The sequence below is a fragment of the Ensifer sp. NM-2 genome (assembly GCF_003024455.1).
GTDB lineage: Bacteria > Pseudomonadota > Alphaproteobacteria > Rhizobiales > Rhizobiaceae > Ensifer > Ensifer canadensis.
The window spans coordinates 188,079-209,101 of the sequence record NZ_PVZR01000006.1; the positions used below are offsets into that span (position 1 = coordinate 188,079).

Here is a 21,023-nt window from a genome sequence, read left to right on the forward strand (position 1 = left end):
AATCTGGGAGAAGAAAATGACACAGCTACCGAAGCACACGCTGCGCGTGGGTTTCGTCGGAACGGGCTTCATCGCCCATTTCCACCTGAAATCGATGATCGGCGTGCGCAATGTCGAAGTGACGGGCGTCTTCAGCCGCAAGGCGGAAAACCGCGAAAAATTTGCGAAGGAAGTCGAAACGCTCGGGCTCGGCTCCTGCCGCACGCATGAGAGCCTGGAAGCGCTGCTGTCAGCCGACGACGTCGACGCGATCTGGATCCTGTCGCCGAACTATACGCGCCTCGACGTGATGCGCGCCCTGCACGGGGCGATCAAGTCAGGCCGCAGCAAGGTCTTTGCGGTCGCCTGTGAGAAGCCCTTGGCGCGCACGGTGGCGGAAGCCCGCGAGATGCTGACGCTGGCCGAAGATGCCGGCCTCAATCATGGCTATCTCGAAAATCAGGTGTTCTGCACGCCGGTGTTGCGCGGCAAGGAAATCATCTGGCGTCGCGCCGCCTCCACCACCGGCAGACCCTATCTTGCGCGGGCGGCAGAGGAACATTCCGGTCCGCACGAGCCCTGGTTCTGGCAGGGCGACAAGCAGGGCGGCGGTGTTCTCTCCGACATGATGTGCCACAGCGTCGAGGTGGCGCGCTATCTCTTGACCGCGCCCGGTGCGCCGCGCAATTCACTGAAGATCAAGTCGGTCAACGGCACCGTCGCCAACCTGAAATGGACACGTCCCAACTATGCCGAACAGCTGCGCAAGCGCTTCGGCAACGATGTGGACTATCGCAACCGCCCTTCGGAGGATTTTGCGCGCGCGACGGTGACACTCGAGGATCAGGACGGCAACGAACTGATGATCGAAGCGACGACCTCCTGGGCCTATGTCGGCGCCGGCCTGCGCATCCAGCTCGAATTGCTCGGACCGGAATATGCGCTCGAATACAATTCGCTGAGCACGGGCTTGAAGATCTTCATGTCTCGCGAAGTCACGGGGTCGGAAGGCGAGGATCTGGTCGAAAAGCAGAATGCCGAGCAGGGGCTGATGCCGGTGCTCGAGGACGAGGCTGGCGTCTACGGGTATACCGACGAAAACCGCCACATGGTCGAATGCTTCCGCAAGGGCCAGAAGCCGCTCGAAACTTTCGAGGACGGTCTGGCCGTGGTCGAGATGCTGATGGGGCTTTATCGCTCCGCAGAGATCAACGCCACCTTGCAGTTCCCCGCGCCGGAACTCGAACATTACGTGCCCGTGGTCGCGCGCAAGGGCGCTTGATACGGATCGGCTGAGGCTGGCTGGCGGGGAGCACCCCCCGTCGTCTCGATGAGCCAGGCCTCCCAGCTTGGGCGTCTTCTCGTTAATGCGAGGAGATGTCCACCGGATCTTCGTCCATGGCGCGCCCGGTCATCTCGTCGATCTCGATGACAAAGAACAGATGTGGAGACGTTCCGACGACACCCTGCTCCGCCGGCTTCAAACCGCCCGGTTCCCACCAGTTGGTGCGCTTCTCCAGCAGCGACCATGCCTGCAGGCGCTCTTGATGCCCTTGCTCCGTATCCGGCAACTCCCGATACCTGCCGTAGATGACCGCGCTTTTCCAACTTCCCCTGTCAGAGAACTCGTCGATCTGGACACAGACACGAGGATTTGAGCGCATCCAGTCGACTTTCTGTCCGGGCATGGAGAAGCCGTATAGCCGGTTCGCGGCAGAGGCGTACTGGATGGGGACGATGTAGGGCTGGTCATCCCTGGCACAGGCCAGCCGACCGATATGGTGCGAGGAGATGAGGGCGATACATTCCTCACGCGACAATTCCCTGACGAACATAATTCGCTTCCTCCAACGGTGAACCGTAGCCCAAGACTGCCGGCATTTCGCGGTCCACTACATTGATATGGCGCACGGCGTGAACATTGACAGGCGCGCTGGCCGAAGTGCGCGCAACTACCTCGTCCGATCAACAAATTGAAACGGGCCGTGCTTCGGGCGGGAATAAACCGCGTGCAGCACCGTTAGGCCCTCATCGAGACATCATGACGGTCGGTTGTCGCGCGGGAGTTTTCACCGCGAGCCGGTCAGATGCCGCTGCGCCAAGTGCGGCTGTTGACCGGGTCGCTGCTGATCTTCGCGACGATCCTGATCTTTGTTGCCGCTGATGGGCTGACCATGCCGATGCGTCTGGCGCTGATGGTGTTTGCGACAACGCTTGTCTGCTGGACGATCTTCGACCTGCCTGAAACGCCGGTGGCGCTTGCCGGAGCGCTGGCTTTGGGCGCCACCGGTACCGTCAGCGAAGAGGCGATGTTTGCAGCGCTCGGCAACGATATCGTCTGGTTGATGATCGCCGCCTTCGTCATTGCCTCGGTGCTTCAGGCATCCGGGCTGGTGGAGCGTCTCACCTTCCGGCTGCTGGCACCGTTCCAGCGCGTCAGCAGCCTTTTCTGGGCTGTAACTCTGACGATCTTTGCGACCGCCTTCATCATCCCATCCACGTCAGCACGGGCGGTAATCTTCATGCCGGTCTTTCTGGGGCTGACGGCCGCCATTGGCCGGCCCGGCGTGACACGGGCGCTTGCCTTGCTTTTCCCGTCGGTGATCCTGCTTTCGGCCGCCGCCTCGCTGACCGGTGCCGGCGCCCATCTGGTGGCGGTCGATTTCATCCGTCGCAGCGGCGGCAAAGCGCCCGATTTCCTCGATTGGGCCTTGCTGGCTGCCCCGTTCGGATTGGTCACGAGCCTGATTGCCTGTGGCCTCATCCTGCGGTTCTTCCTCGGCGCCGAGGATCGTAACGCTGCTTTCGAGCCATGCACGCCGGCTGAAAGGCAGCCGCTCAATGCGCAGGAGCGGACGCTGCTGGCGGTGACGGCGCTCATCGTTCTGGCGCTTGCGACATCGGGCCTTCATGGCGTTGCCTTGCCCTTCGTTGCCTTGATCGGCGCCCTCGTCATGGCCTCGGAAAAGGTCTCGGGGTTGTCCTTTCGCAAGGCACTGAAAACAGTCGAGTGGAACCTGCTCCTGTTTCTCGCCGGCACGCTCGTCATCGGCGAGGCACTGATGAGCACCGGCACGGCGGCCTTGCGACGTTCCAGGTCGGCGGCGAGCAGATTTGCCGCGAATATGAGATGAAGCGGCCGGATCAGCCGGATTTCGTGTCGGTTGCCTGCCGAAACGCCGGACGCTGGCAGACGCAACTGGCGATCGTCACACCCGAAAGCGGTGAAGGATTTGCGCCGGCTTCGTCGCTCGAAACCGTCGATGCCTATCTGACCTCGATCGGTGCCGGCGCACCTCTGGAGGCGGAGGCGGAGAAGAAGGCGCTCGCCGGACGAAAGTAGCCTTCAGCGCGGCTTTTCCACCGGCACTGACAGACCGACCTTGACGCGGTCCATAGTCACGAAGGTTCGGAAGCGCCGGATGTTGGGATTGCCGAAGAACATGCGGCGGGTGAAGGCTTCGTAATCGCCCATCGTCGGCACGATCACGACAAGCATGAAATCCACGTCGCCCGTGACGTAATAGCATTGCTGGACTTCCGGAGCGGCCGAGAAGGCGGCCTTGGCCGCATCGAGCAGGTCGATCTGCTCGCTTTCCACCTCCACTTCGACAAGGATCGTCAGGGCCTGGTTGACCCGCGCCGGCTCGATCACCGCGACATTGCTGCGGATGACCCCAGTTTCTTCCATGCGCTTGATCCGCCGTTGCACGGCCGGCGCAGACAGGTTGACGGCCTCGCCGATCTGTCGCTGTGGCGTCGTGTTGTCCTTCTGCAGGATTGAGAGGATTGCCAGGTCGAAGCGGTCGAGCTCCGCCGATGTGCTCTTTGAAACGGCCATCATTTCCTCATTGTCATTTACAAACTTGCGTAAGGGCTCTCCATTTAGAGCGCATTTCTCTCGTTCGGTGAAATATAACTTCATCGAACGAGGAGATTGCCCACATGCTCATTCGCAACCACCATGCCGATTTCGGATCGCCGCTGCTGCCTGACGATGCCGAAATGCTCTCGATTGCTGCGGCTGCAGAGGTTGAGCGGCAGCTATCGCGCCGTGACGATCATCGGCCGACGCCGCTTCATTCCTTGCCGGCGCTTGCGGCCGAACTCGGGGTCGGAGCAATCTTCGTCAAGGACGAGGGCCATCGGCTCGGGCTCGGCAGTTTCAAGGCGCTTGGCGGATCCTACGCGGTGATCCGGCTGGTGCTTGACGAGGTCCGGAAGCAGACAGGCCTGGACGTCGACATAGACGATCTCACGCGCCCTGACGTTCGCGCGGTCGCGCGCCAAATGACGTTCGGCTGCGCCACGGATGGCAACCATGGTCGCTCAGTGGCGATGGGCGCTGAGCTTGTCGGTGCGAAATCGGTGATCTTCGTGCATTCCGGTGTCAGCCAGAAACGCATAGAGGCGATTGCGCATTACGGCGCCGAGATCGTCCGGGTCGAAGGAACCTATGACGACTCGGTGGAGTTTGCGGCGAAGGTCTGCAACGAGCGTGGCTGGACCGTCGTATCGGACACCTCCTGGCCGGGATACGAATATATTCCCGGTCTGGTCATGCAGGGATATACGGCGCTTTTGTGCGAAGCCTTGCGGACGATCGACGCACCACCGACGCATGTCTTCGTGCAAGCCGGCGTCGGCGGAATCGCTGCTGCAACGGCCGGGCAACTGGCGCTGCGTTACGGTCATGACCGGCCGCGCTTCGTCGTAGTCGAGCCGGCCCGAGCTGCCTGCCTGCTGGCAACGGCAAGGGCCGGCCATCCGGTGAAAGTGCCACATGGCGAGCCAACTGTCATGGCGATGCTCGAATGTTACGAGCCTTCTCTTGTCGCCTGGCGCATTCTTTCGCGTGTTGCCGACGCCTTCATGATGATCGACGAGGAGGATGCCGTTTCGATCATGAACCGCCTCGCTCGCCCGAAAGGGGGCGATCCGGCAATCGTTGCTGGTGAAAGCGGCGGTGTCGGGCTGGCTGGCCTCATCACGGTCGCCGGAGACCCGAACATGCGCGCCGCCCTCGGCCTTGATGCCAATTCGCGGATCCTGGTGATCAATACCGAAGGTGCCACGGATCCTGAACGCTACGAAGAGCTGGTTGGCCTCGCGCCGGCTGATGTCGCCGGGGCTGAGAAATTGGAAAGGGTATGACGCGGATGGCAAACACGGATATCGACAAGCTTGTGGCGGAGATGACGGCGTGGCGTCATGACCTGCACGCCCATCCGGAATTCGGTTTCGAGGAAAAGCGGACAGCGGCCTTCGTTGCCGCCAAGCTGCGGGAGTTCGGCCTGGACGAGGTCGCCGAAGGTATCGGTGGCACCGGGGTGATCGGCACGCTGCGGCATGGAACGGGAAATCGCGCCATAGCGCTGCGTGCCGATATGGATGCGCTGCGTATCGCGGAACAGGGGACAATTGCCTATTGCTCTACCCGGCCCGGCACGATGCACGCCTGCGGCCACGACGGCCATACGGCGATGCTGCTCGGCGCAGCGAAGCTGCTGACCGAGGAGGGCGGCTTTGACGGGACCGTGCGCTTCGTTTTCCAGCCAGCTGAAGAATGGGGGAAGGGTGCACTTGCCATGCTCGCCGATGGCATGCTGGAACGCTTTCCCTTCGACGAGATCTATGGGCTGCACAACATGCCGGGCCTGCCGGTCGGAAAGTTCGAGACCCGTGCCGGCGCCATCATGTCGGCCGAAGACAATTTCGAGGTCACGCTCAAGGGCGTCGGCGGCCATGCCGCGCGACCTCACGCGGGCAACGAGACGCTGGTCGCTGCCTGCGCGACAGTGGTCAATCTCCAGACCATCGTTTCGCGAAGGCTCTCTCCGGCCGATATCGCCGTCGTCTCCGTGACCGAATTGATCACCGACGGCACGCGCAATGCCTTGCCAGGCCTGGCCCGCATTCTCGGTGATGCGCGCAGCTTCCGACCTGAGGTGAGCGCCAGGATCGAACAGCAGATGCGCACGATCGCCAAGGGGACGGCGGATGCCTATGGCTGCGAGGTCGAGGTGACCTATACGCGTGAGTTCGTGCCGCTGCTCAACGATCCGGCTCTCGTCGATCATGCCTTCGCAGCGGCCGGTGCGGTGTTCGGGACGGACAATGTCGCCGTCGCCGCCGAGCCGATGACCGGATCGGAGGATTTTGCCCGGTTCCTCGCGCATGTGCCGGGTTGCTTCGTCTTTATCGGCAACGGCCAGGAATCCGCGCCGCTGCACAATCCGCATTACGACTTCAATGACGATGCCTTGATCTTCGGTGCCCGGTTCCACGCCGAAATCGTCCGGCAACGGCTGGCCGCACCGGATGTGGGGCAGTGACAGTCGCGATGCTCAATACAAACACGATTGAAGGCGGCGCCGTCATGTCTCATCAGTCCATTAATGCCGAACGTCTGCTTACCCGCATCCGCGAACTCGGCGCGATCGGGCGCAACGATCAGGGGCAACTGACACGGCTTGCTGCGTCTGACACCGACAAGCTCGGGCGGGACCGCCTAGTCGCTTGGCTGCGGGCCGCGGGGCTGGAGATCGCCGTCGACCGCATCGGCAATATCTTCGGCGTCTGGCAAAGCCAGGATAACGCCGGGCAATCGCCGTTAATGCTCGGCTCCCATATCGACACGGTCATCAATGCCGGCATCTACGATGGCAGCTACGGCGTGCTGGCCGCCCTCGAAGTCATCGAGACACTGAAGGAGCAGGGATTCGCGCCTGTCCGCCCGATCGTCGTCGCGGCCTTTACCAACGAGGAGGGGGTGCGCTACGCGCCCGATATGCTGGGGTCGCTTGTTCATGGGGGCGGCCTTGCGGTCGAAGCCGCGCTTGCGACGGTCGGAACCGATGGCACGACGCTCGGATCGGAACTCGCGTGCATAGGTTACGCCGGCACCGCGGAGCCCGGCTTTCTGAAACCTCATGCCTATGTTGAATTGCACATCGAGCAGGGGCCGGTGCTTGAGCGCGAAGCGACCACGATCGGCGCCGTCGAAAATCTGCAAGGGATTTCCTGGCAGCGCGTGACCATCGACGGCGTTGCCAATCATGCCGGCACGACGCCGATGGCGATGCGCTGCGATGCGGGCCTTGCTGCCGCGCGCGTCGGCCTGTTCCTGCGCGAGCACATCGCGCGATCAAACGCGCCGAGCGTTGCGACGATCGGAACCATGCGCTTCGAGCCGGACGCGATCAACGTGATCCCCTCGCGCGCGGTCTTTACCATCGACCTGCGCGACCCGGACGAGGATCGCCTGAGGGCACTTGAAAGCGCGCTTTCCGGCTTTCTCGACCGGCTTGAGCAGGAAGAGCATGTGATCGTCTCTGTCGAGCGTCTCGCCCGGTTCGAGCCCGTCAGTTTCGACGGTGCGATCGTCGCGGCGATTGAAGTTTCCGCGAAGGCCCGTGGGCTGAAGAGCCGGCGGATGACCTCCGGCGCCGGCCACGACGCCCAGATGATCGCGCGCATCGCGCCGGCGGCGATGATCTTCGTGCCGAGCCGCGACGGGATCAGCCACAATCCGCGCGAACACACGGATCCGGCAGATCTCGTCGCCGGTGCCAATGTCCTGCTCGACGTCGCCGTCCGGCTTGCAGGTAGCCCTTAGGGCGCCGGAAGGGGCCGGGTGCGACCTCCTTGGAGCGATCAAGATGCTGATGCGGCAGCAATTCCTCTCACACCGTCATGCTCGGGCTTGACCCGAGCATCCAGCCGGCACCTCTGTGTCAGCCTCGTATCGACAAGCCGGCTGCCTCCAATGTGGATGCTCGGGTCGAGCCCGAGCATGACGAAGAGATGGGCCATTGCGTAAAGAGTGCCGGAGCCCGCCGGGCGCCAGAAGGGGCGGGGTCGCCGCCCCTTCTGGCGTGGTCGTTATCCCCGAACGTCTGCCTCGCTGTCGACCGGCATATAGAGGTCGCCACCCTCACGATACTTGGCCGCCATCGCTTGAAAACCTTCCTTCTGCGCCTCGGCGCGGATGTCGTGCGAGATCCGCATCGAGCAGAATTTCGGCCCGCACATGGAGCAAAAATGCGCGACCTTGTGCGCCTCCTTCGGCAAGGTTTCGTCGTGGAAGGAGCGGGCGGTTTCCGGATCGAGCGACAGGTTGAACTGGTCCTCCCAGCGGAACTCGAAGCGGGCGCGCGACAGGGCGTCGTCGCGGGTGCGGGCCGCCGGGTGCCCCTTGGCGAGATCGGCGGCATGGGCCGCGATCTTGTAGGTGATGACGCCCACCTTGACGTCGTTGCGGTCGGGAAGCCCCAGATGTTCCTTCGGTGTCACATAGCAGAGCATGGCCGTGCCGAACCAGCCGATCATCGCGGCACCGATGCCCGAGGTGATGTGGTCGTAGCCCGGGGCGATGTCGGTCGTCAGGGGCCCAAGCGTATAGAACGGCGCCTCGCCACAGACAGCGAGCTGCTTGTCCATGTTTTCCTTGATCTTGTGCATCGGCACGTGGCCGGGGCCCTCGATCATCACCTGGCAGTCTTTCGCCCAGGCGATCTTCGTCAGCTCGCCCAGCGTTTCCAGTTCGGCAAATTGCGCCGCGTCATTGGCATCGGCGATCGAGCCCGGACGCAGGCCGTCGCCGAGCGAAAACGAGACGTCATAGGCGCGGCAGATGTCGCAGATCTCTTCGAAGTGCTCGTAGAGAAAGCTCTCCTTGTGGTGGTGCAGGCACCATTTCGCCATGATCGAGCCGCCGCGCGAGACGATGCCGGTGACGCGGTCGACGGTCAGCGGGATATAGTGCAGCCGGACACCGGCATGGATGGTGAAGTAATCGACCCCCTGTTCCGCCTGCTCGATCAGCGTATCGCGATAGACTTCCCATGTGAGATCCTCGGCGATGCCGTTGACCTTTTCCAGCGCCTGGTAGAGCGGCACGGTGCCGATCGGCACGGGCGAGTTGCGGATGATCCATTCGCGGATGTTGTGGATGTTGCGGCCGGTCGAAAGGTCCATCACCGTATCGGCGCCCCAGCGGGTGGCCCAGACCATCTTCTCCACTTCCTCGGCCATCGACGAAGTGACGGCGGAGTTGCCGATATTGGCATTGATCTTCACCAGGAAATTCCGGCCGATGATCATCGGTTCGGATTCTGGGTGGTTGATGTTGGCCGGCAGCACGGCGCGGCCGCTGGCAATCTCCTGGCGGACGAATTCGGGCGTGACGTGATCGGGGAGATGGGCGCCAAAGCTTTCGCCGTCGCGTAGCGCGGCGCGTGCAGCGTCGCGGCCAAGGTTCTCGCGGATGGCGACGAACTCCATCTCGGGCGTGATGATGCCGGCCCGCGCATAGGCAAGCTGCGTCACCGCGCGCCGGCCGGTTGCGCGCAGCGGCGCGTGACGGAGGGGAAAGGTCGGCGTCAGCCGGTCGCCGGAGGCAAAGCCGTTGTCTTCCGGCCGCACGTCGCGCCCGTCATAGGCTTCGACATCGCCGCGAGCGATGATCCAGTCGCGGCGCGGTCTTGGCAATCCATCCTCGATGCGGATGTTGGCATCTTCTACGGTGTAGGGACCGGAGGCGTCGTAGACGGTGACCGGCGGCTCGCCCGACGTCGGGTGCAGGGTGATTTCGCGCATGGGAACGCGGATGTCGGGATGGATCGTGCCTGGCTTGTAGACCTTTTTCGAGGCGGGAAGCGGGCCTTTTGTGACCGAGAGTTCTGCGGGTTTGGTGGCAATATTCATGATGAGGCTCCAAGTTTGCGGTTGGAGACCCAGTTCTGAAGCCGGAAGGAAAAGACATGTTTGCCTGAAATTCCGCGCGAATGACGGAATCGTGGCGTCAATGTCTGCACCGTCCCTACGCCAGTATGAACTGGATCAGGTTCAACGGGTCACTGCGCCTCGGTCGGCAAAGCCGATCCGCCCAGCAGTATCTCAGCCCCTTGACGGGACCCCCCTGGTGAATGCCTAGAGATAGCCATCGATCCGGATGCGCCGTCAAGCGTTAATCCGAAGGTTGCGTGTCAGGCCTGTTGATTGCCCGGTAGAGCGTTTCCGGATGAGACGAAGCCGCGGGCACGCTCGTTCTTTTCGTTTTTACGCATTTCCTGACGGAAAACCGCTCCGCACTTTTCCTGGAAATGCGCTAGCGGCCGGACTTCTCTGATCCCCGGCGATCGGCATAATCCGCACGGTTGATGCCGTGCCGCTGCAGCTTGTCATAGAAGGTCTTGCGCGGAATGCCGAGCGCTTCGATCGTCGCCTTGACGTCGCCGTGCTGCGCCCGCAGCGCTTCTTTCAGAATTTCCGCCTCGTAGCGCTCGATCCGCTCGGGCAGGCCGGCACTGGTCGGCGCCGCGGCAATCGGTTGGCCGAGCGAACCTTCGACGCCAAGGGCGACGCGCTCGGCGAAGTGCGAGAGCTCGCGCACATTGCCCGGCCAAGAATGAGACCTCAGATAGTGGCTGACGGCCGGCGAAAGCGTCGGCACGTCGCGCTTGAAACGCTCGGCTGCCCGCGTCAGGAAATGCGAGAAGAGAAGGGGGATATCGTCCCGGCGTTCGCGCAGCGGCGGGATCGACAGGGTGACGACGTTCAGCCGGAAATAGAGATCCTCGCGAAAATCGCCCCGCTGGGCCGGGTCGCCGAGGTCGATCTTGGCCGCGGCGATGACCCGAATATCGACGGGGCGCACGATATTGGTGCCAAGCGGCGTGATCTCACGGGCTTCAAGCACTCGCAGCATCTTGACCTGCGTTGCCGGCGGCATCGCCTCGATCTCATCGAGGAAAAGCGTGCCGCCGCTCGCATGCTCGATACGGCCGACGCGCTTCTTCAGGGCACCGGTGAAGGCGCCGGGCTCGTGGCCGAAAAGCTCGCTCTCGATTACCGTTTCCGGCAGTGCGCCGCAGTTCAGCGCCACGAAGTTGCCGTTGCGGCGCCGGCTCCAATTGTGCAGCAGCGTCGCCACCACCTCCTTGCCGCTGCCGGTTTCGCCGGCAACAAGCACATCCACGTCGGTGTCGGCGATATGCCGCAAGGTCTGGCGCAGCCGTTCCATGACCGGTGTCTGGCCAATCAGCGGCAGGCTCTCACCGGCGACTTCGGCTGCGCGTTTCAGCGCGCGGTTTTCCATCACCAGCCGGCGTTTTTCCAAGGCGCGGCGTGCGCTCTGCACCAGACGGTCGGCGGCAAAGGGTTTCGGGATGAAATCATAGACGCCGTCCTTAATGGCCTGAACGGCCATCGGGATATCGCCGTGGCCGGTGACCAGAATGACGGGCAGGTCGGGGTCGAAATCGGCGATCCGGCGAAACAGCGTGAGGCCGTCGATCCCGGGCATGCGGATATCGCTGATGACGATCCCGCTAAAATCCGGGTTGAGGATTGCGAGCGCTTCCGCCGCGCCGGGAAAGGCGGAGACCGCGAGGCCGGCAAGCTCCAGCGTCTGCTTCATCGCCCGCCTGAGTTCGCTGTCGTCGTCGACGAGGCATACGGATTGCTGCATCGCTCAGGCCCTCTTCAAACGCACGGTGAAGACGGTGCCCTCAGGGCTGGTCTTGACCTCGATGTCGCCGCCATAGTCGGCGACAATCTCCTTGGAGATGGCAAGGCCGAGACCGAGACCTTCATCCTTGGAGGTGTTGAACGGCGTGAAAAGGTCTTCGAGGATATCGGGCCGAATGCCCGGACCATTGTCGGCGACAACAAGCGAAACTGTTTCGGAGGGGCCTAACTCGCACCGCACACGGATCTCAGCGTCTGCCCGATCACCGAGGGCTTCCAGGGCATTCTGCAACAGGTTGATCAGCACCTGTTCCAAGCGGATGCGATTGCCGAGCACGCTGAGGCCGTTATCAGGCAGGTCGATGACGATCGCGTCCATGCGGCCGGCAAAGCGGCTGCGCAGCAGCATTCGAGCGCCTTCGATCACCTCCCGCATCGCCGTCGGTTCGGCGACGAAACGGCCCTTGCGCGCAAAGCTGCGCAGTTCGTCGGTGATGGTGCCGACCCGCTCGGTCAGCGCAGCGATGCTTTCGAGATTTTCGACGGCGGTTTCTTTTTGGCCGCGGTCGAGGAAGGTGCGCGCATTGTCGGCATAGGCGCGGATGGTTGCGACCGGCTGATTGATCTCGTGGGCAACGCCCGCCGCCACCTGTCCGAGGATTGCCAGGCGGTTGGCCTGGACCAGTTCCTGCTGCACCGCCTGCAGCCTCTCGCCCGTGCGCCTGTGGTCGGCGATCTCGGTTTCGAGGTGATCGCGGGCGAGGCTTAGGTCCTGTGTGCGCTCGGCCACTCGGCGTTCCAACTCATCGCGCGCGGCGCGTTCGTTGGCCGCGACCTGCGTCAAAGCCTGGCGCCGGCGAAGAAGGAATGCGGCAAGCGCCAGCAGCGGCACGATAACGGCAAGGGCCAGCAGCCTTGCCTCGCGGCTCGCGGCGCCAAGGGCTGCGTCTAGCGGTGCCAATTGCTCCAGCCGCCAGCTGGTCGAGGGCACCATGGTCTCGACCCTGAGGTATTGCCGCTCGCTGCTGCCGGGCAGAAGCGCTGTCAGCACGCTCGATCCATTGCTCGTTGGCTCGATCCGGCGGAACGGTAGCGGCAGCAGGGAGGCATCGCCGAACTGCAGGCTGTCGCGGATGGCGGCGAGGCGATCCCCGGGGATGGTACGGGTCGTCATGAAGCGCCAGGACGGGAAGCTGGTGATCAGCACGATGCCGCGCCGGTCGGTGACATAGACCGGCTTGCCGGAGGCGAGCCAATCGGCCTCGACCCCGCCGAATTCGAGCTTGGCGACCACGACGCCAATCGGGCCGTCAGGCCCGTCGACACGTCTTGATATGTAGAGGCCTGGCCGCTTGCTGACGGTGCCCATGGCGAAATGCTCGGCCTTGCCATCGCGCATCGCCAGCCGGAAATATTCGCGGAAAGCGTAGTCATTGCCGACGAAGCTGGTTGGCTCGCGCCAGTTGCTGGCAGCCACCGCCACGCCGTCGAGGCCAATCGCGTAGATCACCGCCGCATCCGTATTGGCGGCCAGCGCCTCGAGCTTTTGATTGAGCCGCTGCAACGGCTGGTCGCCACCCTTCTCAAGCGCCGTCTTCACCTCTACATCGTCTGCCAGTACCAGAGGCAGCGCGCGCTGCCGCTCCAGCACTGCCCTCAGCAGCGAGGCCTTGAGATTGGCATCGATGCGGCTCTGGATGTCGACGGTTTCAAGCGCCTTGTTTCGCCCATATTCGCCGGCGAAAAAAAGCCCCGCTGCCAGCAACACCAACGCTAGCGCGGCAAAAATCAGCCAGGCGCGGCGCATGTGCCGGTCGAGATCCTCTGGATTGATAGGGCTGGGCGCGGGCATGGACATGGCGGAATTGTGCATTATTCCGCGCAAGTTTCCAGATGATCTGTGCGGATATCCGCTCAAATATTCGTGTGCGTGATCCAAGATTCTCGAAAAAGTGGCGATATTTCAATGGCCTGATCAGCTGTGCTGCGATCTGGCACGCCCATTGCAGATGACATCCTCATGACAGCCCGAGCTGTCGCGCTTCGGAAATAGGGCCTGGGAGGCCCGGCATGACGCCGGACTGGGCCTAAGTGGAGGATATCATGATTATCGACCAATCCGCGGAACCGCGCGGCAAGACACCTTTCTATCGTCATCTCTATGTCCAGGTTCTGGCGGCCATCGCCGCAGGCATCCTGCTCGGCCATTTCTACCCGGAGGTCGGCACGCAGCTTAAGCCGCTAGGCGATGCCTTCATCCGCCTGGTGAAGATGATTATTGCCCCGGTCATCTTCCTGACCGTCGCCACCGGCATTGCCGGCATGACCGATCTCGCCAAGGTCGGGCGGGTCGCCGGCAAGGCGATGATCTACTTCCTGACCTTCTCGACGCTCGCGCTCATCATCGGCCTGATCGTGGCCAATGTGGTGCAGCCCGGCGCCGGCATGCACATCGACCCCGCGTCGCTCGACGTCAAGGCGGTCACCTCCTACGCCGAGAAGGCGCATGAGCAGTCGATCACCGGCTTCCTGATGAACATCATTCCGACCACGCTCGTCGGCGCATTTGCCGAGGGCGATATCCTGCAGGTGCTGTTCATCTCCGTTCTGTTCGGCCTGGCGCTCGCCATGGTCGGCAAGAAGGCGGAGCCTGTCGTCGATTTCCTGCACGCGCTGACGCTGCCGATCTTCAAGCTGGTCGCGATCCTGATGAAGGCGGCGCCGATCGGTGCGTTCGGCGCCATGGCCTTCACCATCGGCAAATATGGCGTCGGTTCGATCGCCAATCTCGCCATGCTGATCGGCACATTCTATTTGACCTCGCTGCTCTTCGTCTTCGTCGTGCTCGGCGCGGTTGCCCGCTACAACGGCTTCTCGATCGTCGCCCTCATCCGCTACATCAAGGAAGAACTGCTGCTCGTTCTCGGTACATCCTCTTCGGAAGCGGCGCTGCCGGGACTGATGAGCAAGATGGAAAAGGCCGGTTGCAAGCGCTCGGTTGTCGGGCTGGTCATTCCGACCGGCTATTCCTTCAACCTCGACGGCACCAACATCTACATGACGCTCGCCGCACTCTTTATTGCCCAGGCGACCGACATTCCGCTGTCGCTCGGCGACCAGGTGCTGCTGCTGCTCGTGGCGATGCTGAGCTCCAAGGGTGCAGCCGGCATTACCGGCGCCGGCTTCATCACGCTTGCCGCCACGCTTTCGGTCGTGCCGGCGGTGCCGGTTGCCGGCATGGCGCTGATCCTCGGCATCGACCGCTTCATGTCGGAGTGCCGGGCACTGACCAACTTTGTCGGCAACGCGGTTGCGACCATCGTGGTCGCCAAGTGGGAAGGCGAACTGGATGAGACCCAGCTTGCCGCAACCCTTGGCGGCCGGGCGCTGCCGGAAAGCCCGGTTCCGGGTCTTCAGCCAGCCGAATAAAGCTGCCTCCTAGGGCAAGACCGCATCTCGGTGCGGCAAGGCGTGGTCCACTTTCTGGTGGGCCACGCCTTTTTTCTTTTGCGGGATAGCCTCGTGGCGTTGCCGCCCTAGGTCATAGGCTGGCGGTTTGCTGCCGGGCCGCCAACGTTCCTGTGAAATTCTCGTTCTCCCCACTTTACTGTACCGTCTGGACGGTATAGTAATTTGTCATCACTGATCGAGGCAAAGCGTTTTCTGGGGAGGAGACGAGAATGCATTGGACGAAGTGTGTGAAAGCGGCCGCCTTGGCCACCGCGGCGTTTGCCGCATTTCCAGCGGCTGCGGCCGAAGTATCGATTTTCTGCAGCTCGGCCGGCGCGGAGCTCGAGCTCTGCCAGTCGGCCTCCGAGGCCTGGGCCAAGGAAACCGGCAATACTGTCAAGATCAACAAGATGCCGGCCAATTGGGGCGAGGCGCTGCCGCTCTACCAGCAGCTGCTCGCCGGAAAGTCCGGCGACGTTGATGTCTTGACCCTCGACAATATCTGGGTCGGCACGCTCGCGTCGCACCTCGTCGATCTCCGGCAGAAGGTGCCTGCCGACGAAGTTTCCAGCCATTTTGAATCGTCTCTTGCCGACGCGACCATCAATGGCCAGCTGCTGGCAATGCCGTGGTTCGTCGACGCCGGCCTGATGTTCTATCGCAAGGACCTTCTGGAGAAGTACGGCAAGGCCGAGCCGAAGACCTGGCGGGAGCTCACCGAGACGGCGAAGCTCATCCAGGACAAGGAGCGGGCATCAGGCAGTCCCGACATGTGGGGCTATGTCTGGCAGGGGCGAGCCTATGAAGGGCTGACCTGCGACGCGCTCGAATGGGTGGCATCCTACGGCGGCGGAACCTTCATTTCGCCCGAGGGCGAGATCACAGCCAACAATCCGAAGGCGGCCGAAGCGCTCGATATTGCCCGATCCTGGATCGGCGGGATCAGCCCGGAAGGCGTGTTGAACTACGACGAAGAAGGCTCGCGCGGCGTGTTCGAAGCCGGGAACTCGGTTTTCCATCGCAATTGGAGCTATGTCTGGGGCACGACGCAGGCCGACGGATCGTCGCTGCGCGGTAAGGTCGGCGTCATGGCGCTTCCGGTTGGGGCTGAAGGCGGCAAGTCGAGCGGATGTTACGGGGCGGGTCTTCTCGGTGTGTCGAAATACGCCGACGATGTAGACGCCGCCGTCAGCCTGGTGCGCTATCTCACCGGCGCCAAGGAACAGAAGCGCCGCGCGCTCCAGGCCTATAGCCCGACGCTGAAGGCGCTCTACGAAGACAAGGACGTTCTGGCGGCCAATCCTTCGCTGCAGTTTGCCGAGAAGGCATATGCCGAAAGCGCCTCGCGTCCGTCGCAGGTCACGGGCGCGTCCTACAACCGGGTGTCCCAGCGGATCTTCAATGGCGTGCACAATGTGCTGAGCGGCAAGGAAAGCGCGGACGATGCCCTGGCGAAGGTTGCGAGCGACCTGGAACGTCTAAAGGCGCGGGGCTGGTAAGCCCCCGCCTATTTCCCACCGATCGAGGACATCACCCGTGAACATTGCGATAGCACCGTGCTGCTGGGGCGTTTACTGGCCCGAAGGCAACGAAATCAACTGGACCGACTATCTCGACCGCATCAAGGCGGCCGGTTACCGGCACACCGAACTTGGACCCTACGGCTTCTTTGCCACGGATCCAGAGGTGCTTTCATCCGAGCTTGGCAGCCGCGGCCTTTCGGTCGTCGCGGCGGCCCATGTCCACACACTCGCCGATCCCGCCTCCTGGCCGGTCCTTAAGGAAAAGACGCAAGCGATCTGTCGGCTGCTGTCTGAGGTCGGCGCGACGCATTTCATCCTGATGGACGAGTCGGAGTTCTATCCGAAGGACAGGATGGGCGTGGTCGATGAAGCAGGCTGGCGCTCCGTCGTCGAGCAAACCACGGGCGCTGCACGCATCGCCCGCTCGCATGGGCTGGAGTTCAGCTTTCACCCGCATGTGGGCACCTGCGTCGAGCTTGAGCCGCAGATCGAGCGCCTGCTTGCCGAGACGGAGCCAGGCCTTGTCGGGCTCTGCCTCGATACCGGTCACCACGCCTATTGGAAGGCCGATCCGACTGATTTCCTTGTCCGTCACCGGGATCGGATCAACGCCATCCACCTGAAGAACGTCGATGGCGCCTATCGCGAACGGGTTCTGGCCGAAGGCATCCACAGCGACCGCGCCTTCGAAGAGGTCATCATGACCGACCTCGATCGCGGCGTCGTCGACATTGCCGCTTTCGTCGATGCGCTGCGGCAGACGGGCTACGATGGCCCGCTCGTGGTCGAGCAGGATCTTGCGCGCGGCCATCCCGACACGCCGGAAACCATCGCCGAACGGAATTTCCGCTTCGTTTCCGAGCTTTTGGCTGAGCGGGCAAAGGCATGAAGGTCGAGGTCCACGATACGCCGCTATCGATCGGAGAGCATCTGGCGGAGCGGATCGTCGATGGCATCCGGGCGCGAGGTTCCGAAGGCCGTGCTTATGTGCTCGGCTGTCCGGGTGGGCGCAGCCCCATGCCGGTCTACGAGGCGATCGGCCGGCGGCTGAAGGTTGAGCCGATCAATTGCTCGCGGCTGGTCATCGTCATGATGGACGAATACTTGCAGGCCAGCGGCGGCGACCGTCTGACGCCACCGCCTTCATCGGTGCATTTCTCCTGCCGCGGGTTCGGCGAGCGTGAGATCGTCGGGCGGATCAACGCGGCGCTACCTGCCGAGTTTCGCATTCCACGGGCAAACTTCTGGATGCCGGACCCAAGCAATCCCGACGACTATGATGCCCGCATCGCCGCTGTCGGCGGCATCGATCTTTTTCTGCTCGCTTCCGGCGCCGGCGACGGTCACATCGCGTTCAACCCGCCAGGCTCGGCGCGCGATAGCCGGACGCGGGTGGTCGCTCTAGCCGAGCAGACGCGGCGCGACAATCTCGCGACCTTCCCCGACTTTCGCGGCATCGACGAAGTACCGTCGCATGGCGTGACCATCGGTATCGCCTCGATTGCGGAGCTGTCGAAATCCGTAGCGATGATCGCCTGGGGCGAGGGCAAACGCCACGCCTGCGAACGCATGAGCGGCGCCACGGCCTATGACGCCACTTGGCCGGCGACGATTGCCGCCGAATGCCGGGCCGCCGAATTGCACATCGATGCCGCGGCGGCCGGTCGATTGGGAGCGCGCCCGTGAGCCAGCACGCGATCGGCATCGATGTCGGCGGGACGAAGACCAAGGCTTGCCTCGTGCGTCTGGCCGACGGTGCCGTTATCACTGAGCGCACGGCCGCGACGCCCTGCCAGCAAGGCGGCCGTGCAGTCCTCGAACTGGTCGGGGTGCTCGCCGAGGCCATGGAGGCCGAAAGCAGCGCACGCAAGCTCGATACCGCAGGCCTCGGCCTTTGCCTGCCGGAACTCGTGACCGGCGCCGGCGAACCGGCATCGGCCTGGAATTTCGATTGGCGCGATCTCGACTACCGCCAGCATCTCAGCCGCTTCGGTGTTGTTCATATCGACAGCGATGTACGGGCCGCGGCCTACGCCGAAGGCTGGATCGGAGCTGGCGTCGATGCGGATCCCTTCGTTTATGTGACGATTTCGACCGGCCTGTCGCATTCGCTGGTGATCGGCGGCACCCCCTATGCCGGCGCCCGCGGCTTTGCCATCCATTTTTCCGGTAGCGACCTCGTGGCGTTTGGCGGCGAAGATCAGGACCTTCAGGTACGCCACAATCTTGAGCTATTCGCCAGCGGCAAGGCGCTCGGCGAGCGCTACGGCAAACTCATCGACCGTCCGGGGACGACCGCGCTGCAGCTCTTCGAAGCGGAAGCACACGATCCGAGGGCGGCCACGATGGTCGGTGACGCGCTTTTGTCGCTTGCCTCCTATCTCGGGCAGCTCGTCAACACACTCGACCCTGAAATCCTGATCCTTGGCGGCGGTATCGGCGGCGACCCTTCGGTCAACGAGCGCCTTGCTAGCCTGACGCGCCCATTCATCTGGGCCGATGGCGCCCGGGATCTTCCCATTATCAGAAGCGTCCTTGGCGACACGGCCTGCGCGGTCGGCGTGGCGGCGCTTGCAAACAAAGCTCGCAAACAGGCGGTGCGCATATGAGTGGAATTGACCTAACCGATGTCGTCAAGCGCTTCGGCGCGCTGACCGTGATCGACAAAGTCAACCTGAAGGTTGGCGAAGGAGAGTTCGTGGTGTTCGTCGGCCCGTCGGGCTGCGGCAAGTCGACCTTGCTGCGGATGATTGCCGGGCTCGAGGAGATTTCCGACGGCGAACTGCAGATCGGCGGCAGGCGCATGAACGAAACGCCGCCGGCCGAGCGCGGCATCGCCATGGTGTTCCAGTCCTACGCGCTCTATCCGCACATGAGCGTCGAGCGCAACCTCGGCTTCGCGCTGGAGACAGCGCGACTGGGCGCCGGCGAAATCAAGGAGCGGGTCAGCAAGGTCGCGCGCTTTCTCAAGATCGAACATCTGCTGCACCGTCGACCCGCCCAGCTCTCCGGCGGGCAGCAGCAGCGGGTCGCCATCGGCCGTGCGCTGGTGCGTTCGCAAAAGCTCTTTCTCTTCGACGAGCCGCTCTCCAACCTAGATGCCGATCTGCGCATGGAAATGCGCGTCGAAATCGCGCGTATTCACCGCGAGCTCAAGGCCACCACCGTCTATGTCACCCACGACCAGCTCGAGGCAATGACGCTTGCCGATCGCATCGTCGTCCTGAAGGACGGCCGGATTGCCCAGGTCGGCACGCCGATGGAACTTTATGAGCGGCCGGCGAGCAAATTCGTCGCCAGCTTCATCGGCGCGCCGCGGATGAATTTTCTGCCGGGCACCCTGCGCCGCGAGACAAGCGCGAGCCGTCTGGAGGTCATGGGGGTCACCCATGCGCTCGGCCGTATCGACTATGACGGCGAGATCAGCATCGGCCTGCGGCCCGAGGATCTGATCCTTGGCGATGGCGAGGTGCAGATCCCGGCGCAGGTGCTGCTTGTCGAACCACTCGGTGGCGAGGCGTTGGTGCACGCGCGTGTCGGCGATGGCCAGATGCTGGTGATGAAGGTGCAGGGCAAGCCGGATCTCCGGCCGAATGCCGACATCACCATCGGCTGGATGCAGTCGAAGGCGCATCTGTTCGGGGTCGACGAAAGCGCGCTTCGTGCCGCGGAGGCTTGAGACGATGACGTCAGGGGCAGTAATAAGATCTCTCGGATTGCGGCAGGCCCGCGCCCGCACCGCCTGGTGGTTTCTGGCGCCGAGCCTGCTGGTGCTGACCGCCGTCGCCCTCTGGCCGCTCGGGCGCACCTTTGTCTTTTCCTTCACCGACGCGCTGCTGACGGAGCCGGACTTCTACAGTTACATCGGCTTCGACAACTATCGGGCGCTGTTCGAAGATCCGCTGTGGTGGCAATCCGTCCGCAATACGCTGTATTTCACCGTCATTTCGGTGTCGATCGAGACCGTTCTCGGGCTGACGATCGCGCTCCTTCTCAACTCCCACATCGCCGGGCGCGGCGCCATGCGGGCGATCATCCTGATCCCCTGGTCGATCCCGGTCGTGGTCAGCGCCCGCATGTGGCAGTGGATGCTGCACGACCAGTTCGGCATCGTGAACCACGTGCTGAAGATGGCCGGTTTCATCGAAAGCGGCATCGCCTGGACCGCCAATGCCTCGCTGGTCATGCCGGTGATCATCGCCGTCGATGTCTGGATCACCACGCCCTTCATGGTGCTTTTGATCCTGGCAGGCCTGCAGATGCTGCCGCGCGGCATCTACGAGGTGGCGGCGATCGACGGCGTGCCGGCATGGAAGCAGTTCACCTCGCTGACGCTGCCGCTGCTGGCGCCAAGCATTGCAGTTGCCGTGCTCTTTCGCCTGCTCGATGCGCTGCGCATGTTCGACCTGAGCTTCGTGCTTTCCTCCAACAGCGACGACACCAAGACGGTGTCGATCTATGCCCGCGAGGTCCTCGTCAATTTCCAGGACATGGGGGTGGGCTCGGCTGCTAGTACCGCCGTCTTCCTGATGATCGCCGTCGTGACAGCGATCTACGTCACCGTCTTCCGTCTCAACCGCCGTCTGCTGGGAGTTTGAC

The 21,023-nt window shown here is 63.1% G+C and carries 18 protein-coding genes and 1 riboswitch; of the genes, 13 read left to right on the forward strand and 5 right to left on the reverse strand.

What is annotated here, in order from left to right:
* The first annotated feature begins 16 nt into the window (after window positions 1-16).
* The gene (locus C6558_RS14605; RefSeq protein ID WP_057209846.1) at window positions 17-1,261 is read left to right on the forward strand and encodes a Gfo/Idh/MocA family protein; all 1,245 of its coding nucleotides are present in this window, start codon (window positions 17-19) and stop codon (window positions 1,259-1,261) included.
* 82 nt (window positions 1,262-1,343) lie between these two features.
* Here the strand turns inward: C6558_RS14605 and C6558_RS14610 are convergent, their stop codons facing one another.
* Window positions 1,344-1,814 carry a pyridoxamine 5'-phosphate oxidase family protein gene (locus C6558_RS14610; protein WP_057209844.1) on the reverse strand — a complete coding sequence of 157 codons (471 nt, stop codon included), beginning with the start codon at window positions 1,812-1,814 and terminating at the stop codon, window positions 1,344-1,346.
* A 252-nt stretch (window positions 1,815-2,066) separates the two neighbouring features.
* Between C6558_RS14610 and C6558_RS14615 the strand changes: the two genes are divergently transcribed.
* Together C6558_RS14615 and C6558_RS14620 are read left to right on the forward strand one after the other, a co-directional pair.
* Window positions 2,067-3,113 (forward strand): SLC13 family permease, encoded by a 1,047-nt coding sequence (locus C6558_RS14615; protein WP_057222841.1) that lies wholly within the window; start codon window positions 2,067-2,069, stop codon window positions 3,111-3,113.
* Complete coding sequence (locus C6558_RS14620; RefSeq protein WP_057209838.1) at window positions 3,110-3,322, forward strand: hypothetical protein; 213 nt, start codon at window positions 3,110-3,112, stop codon at window positions 3,320-3,322. Before C6558_RS14615 ends, C6558_RS14620 begins: the two co-directional genes overlap by 4 nt.
* Before the next feature lie 3 nt (window positions 3,323-3,325).
* Here C6558_RS14620 and C6558_RS14625 read toward each other — a convergent pair whose 3' ends face one another.
* Window positions 3,326-3,820 (reverse strand): Lrp/AsnC family transcriptional regulator, encoded by a 495-nt coding sequence (locus tag C6558_RS14625; protein ID WP_057210102.1) that lies wholly within the window; start codon window positions 3,818-3,820, stop codon window positions 3,326-3,328.
* A gap of 104 nt (window positions 3,821-3,924) precedes the next feature.
* Here C6558_RS14625 and C6558_RS14630 point away from each other — a divergent pair, with 104 nt between their 5' ends.
* Genes C6558_RS14630 through C6558_RS14640 form a run of 3 tightly spaced genes read left to right on the forward strand, consistent with a single transcriptional unit; the run spans window position 3,925 to window position 7,597 of the window.
* Complete coding sequence (locus C6558_RS14630) at window positions 3,925-5,133, forward strand: diaminopropionate ammonia-lyase (protein WP_107027455.1); 1,209 nt, start codon at window positions 3,925-3,927, stop codon at window positions 5,131-5,133.
* Window positions 5,134-5,138: 5 nt separating this feature from the next.
* Window positions 5,139-6,314, forward strand: coding sequence for a M20 aminoacylase family protein (locus tag C6558_RS14635; RefSeq protein ID WP_107027548.1), 1,176 nt, complete (start codon window positions 5,139-5,141; stop codon window positions 6,312-6,314).
* 44 nt (window positions 6,315-6,358) lie between these two features.
* Window positions 6,359-7,597, forward strand: a complete 1,239-nt coding sequence (locus tag C6558_RS14640; RefSeq protein WP_107027549.1) for a Zn-dependent hydrolase — start codon at window positions 6,359-6,361, stop codon at window positions 7,595-7,597.
* Window positions 7,598-7,863: 266 nt separating this feature from the next.
* Here C6558_RS14640 and thiC read toward each other — a convergent pair whose 3' ends face one another.
* The 3 genes from thiC to C6558_RS14655 form a co-directional block, all read right to left on the reverse strand.
* Window positions 7,864-9,687, reverse strand: a complete 1,824-nt coding sequence (gene thiC / locus C6558_RS14645) for a phosphomethylpyrimidine synthase ThiC (protein ID WP_107027456.1) — start codon at window positions 9,685-9,687, stop codon at window positions 7,864-7,866.
* Window positions 9,688-9,781: 94 nt separating this feature from the next.
* A riboswitch (TPP riboswitch) is annotated at window positions 9,782-9,913 on the reverse strand.
* Window positions 9,914-10,090: 177 nt separating this feature from the next.
* Entirely contained in the window at window positions 10,091-11,452 is a 1,362-nt protein-coding gene (locus C6558_RS14650) for a sigma-54 dependent transcriptional regulator (RefSeq protein ID WP_057209831.1), read from the reverse strand.
* A 3-nt stretch (window positions 11,453-11,455) separates the two neighbouring features.
* Window positions 11,456-13,324, reverse strand: coding sequence for a sensor histidine kinase (locus C6558_RS14655; RefSeq protein WP_057209829.1), 1,869 nt, complete (start codon window positions 13,322-13,324; stop codon window positions 11,456-11,458).
* Between the two features lie 230 nt (window positions 13,325-13,554).
* On the opposite strand from C6558_RS14655, the gene C6558_RS14660 reads away from it, so the two are divergent.
* The 7 genes from C6558_RS14660 (at window position 13,555) to C6558_RS14690 (ending at window position 21,022) form a co-directional block, all read left to right on the forward strand.
* Window positions 13,555-14,880: a dicarboxylate/amino acid:cation symporter gene (locus C6558_RS14660; RefSeq protein WP_057209827.1), complete on the forward strand. Its 1,326-nt coding sequence runs from the start codon at window positions 13,555-13,557 to the stop codon at window positions 14,878-14,880.
* A 251-nt stretch (window positions 14,881-15,131) separates the two neighbouring features.
* Entirely contained in the window at window positions 15,132-16,400 is a 1,269-nt protein-coding gene (locus C6558_RS14665; RefSeq protein ID WP_057209825.1) for an ABC transporter substrate-binding protein, read from the forward strand.
* Window positions 16,401-16,437: 37 nt separating this feature from the next.
* Window positions 16,438-17,313, forward strand: coding sequence for a sugar phosphate isomerase/epimerase (locus tag C6558_RS14670; protein ID WP_158268938.1), 876 nt, complete (start codon window positions 16,438-16,440; stop codon window positions 17,311-17,313).
* Window positions 17,310-18,110 carry a hypothetical protein gene (locus C6558_RS14675; protein WP_107027458.1) on the forward strand — a complete coding sequence of 267 codons (801 nt, stop codon included), beginning with the start codon at window positions 17,310-17,312 and terminating at the stop codon, window positions 18,108-18,110. Before C6558_RS14670 ends, C6558_RS14675 begins: the two co-directional genes overlap by 4 nt.
* Entirely contained in the window at window positions 18,107-19,033 is a 927-nt protein-coding gene (locus C6558_RS14680) for an ROK family protein (protein WP_025429251.1), read from the forward strand. Before C6558_RS14675 ends, C6558_RS14680 begins: the two co-directional genes overlap by 4 nt.
* Complete coding sequence (locus C6558_RS14685) at window positions 19,030-20,103, forward strand: ABC transporter ATP-binding protein (RefSeq protein ID WP_107027459.1); 1,074 nt, start codon at window positions 19,030-19,032, stop codon at window positions 20,101-20,103. Before C6558_RS14680 ends, C6558_RS14685 begins: the two co-directional genes overlap by 4 nt.
* 4 nt (window positions 20,104-20,107) lie before the next feature.
* Window positions 20,108-21,022, forward strand: coding sequence for a carbohydrate ABC transporter permease (locus C6558_RS14690; protein ID WP_107027460.1), 915 nt, complete (start codon window positions 20,108-20,110; stop codon window positions 21,020-21,022).
* The last annotated feature ends 1 nt before the right edge of the window (window position 21,023 follow it).